This is a genomic window from Clostridium sp. (assembly GCF_018372875.1).
Classification (GTDB): domain Bacteria; phylum Bacillota; class Clostridia; order Clostridiales; family Clostridiaceae; genus Clostridium.
Map to the genome: position 1 here is coordinate 1 of NZ_JAHAIF010000100.1, position 1,538 is coordinate 1,538.

The window sequence follows — 1,538 nt, forward strand, 5'->3', positions numbered from 1 at the left end:
CTCAGGGTGTCGACAAAGTCGACACCCTTTCGTTTTTTTGATAAAATATCACAGGTGATATTTTATGATGACAAGAAGAAATATAGATAATAGATTGCAAATTGAATTTAATAGTATAGATGCATTAGTTCCTAAAGACCATTTGATTAGGAAAATTGATGCAGCATTAGACTTTAATTTTATATATGATGAAGTTGCAGAGTTATACTCTGCATTCGGCGCGCCAAGCATAGATCCAGTAGTTTTAATAAAAATTGTTATGATTCAATATTTGTTTGGAATACCTTCAATGAGACAAACCATAAGAGAAATTGAAGTAAATATAGCCTATAGGTGGTTTATTGGATATTCATTTACTGAGAAAATACCTCACTTTTCCACTTTTAATAAGAACTATGAAAGAAGATTTAAAAATACTGATTTATTTAACAATATATTCACTGAGATCTTAGAACAGGCTAATAAGCATGGGTTCATTGATTTAACTGAAATATACATAGATTCAACGCATATAAAAGCAAGTGCAAATAAGAAGAAGTATACTAAAAAAGAAATAGATGTTGAGGCAAAGAGATACCAGGAAGAATTAGAAAAAGAAATAAATGAAGATAGAAAAAATCATGGTAAAAAACCTTTAACAAAAGAAAATAAACCTACCGAAACGAAAGTTGTTACAGAGAGCAATACAGATCCAGATAGTGGTATGTTTTTTAAGAATGAAAAAGAGAAATGCTTTGCTTATTCTGCACATACAGCATGCGATAAAAATAATTACATATTAGAGTTTGATATTACTGCTGGAAATGTGCATGATAGTGTTGGCTTCATTGATTTATATGAAAAGTTAAAAGATAGATTTTCTACTGACGAAATCATAGCTATAGCTATGGATGCGGGATATATTACACCATACATTTGTAAAGAATTACTTGAAGATAATATTTTACCATCACTTCCGTATAAACGTCCTATGACTAAAGATGGATTCTTTAAAAAGTATGAGTATGTTTATGATGAAGCTAATGATTGTTATATATGTCCAAATTTTAAAATATTGAAATATAGTACTACAAACCGGGATGGATACAGAGAATACAAATCAAATCCATGTGAATGTAGTAAATGTCCTTATTTAAATAAATGTACTAATAGTAAAAATCACCAAAAGGTCATTACTCATCATATTTGGCAGGAGTTTATTGATGAAGCAAATCATCTTAGACATGATAAATATGTGAAATCTGTATATAAAGCTCGTAAAGAAACAATAGAGAGAGTTTTTGCAGATGCGAAAGAAAAGCATGGTATGCGTTATACACATTTAAGAAGCTTGGCTAAAATTACTATGGAGGTCACGCTTATTTATGCATGCATGAATTTGAAGAAAATGGCAAACCAGTTATGGAAAAGGCGTGGTAGCTATCGCTCCGATAGCACATTTAATAACTGTATTATAAAAATTTACTCTTTAATTTTAAATTTAATTACAAAAAGCATTTTCTCAAACTTGAGAAAATGCTTTTTGTCTACAATCTGAG

At 29.7% G+C, this 1,538-nt stretch carries 1 protein-coding gene; it reads left to right on the forward strand.

The genetic code is table 11. From position 1 onward, the window contains the following. Window positions 1–64 precede the first annotated feature (64 nt). Window positions 65–1,537, forward strand: a complete 1,473-nt coding sequence (locus KIB46_RS16250) for an IS1182 family transposase (RefSeq protein ID WP_156562480.1) — start codon at window positions 65–67, stop codon at window positions 1,535–1,537. Window position 1,538: the final 1 nt, after the last annotated feature.

Coding starts and splice junctions, on each gene's coding strand:
- KIB46_RS16250 (WP_156562480.1), top strand. CDS start 65: ATGATGACAAGAAGAAATATAGATAATAGATTGCAAATTGAATTTAAT.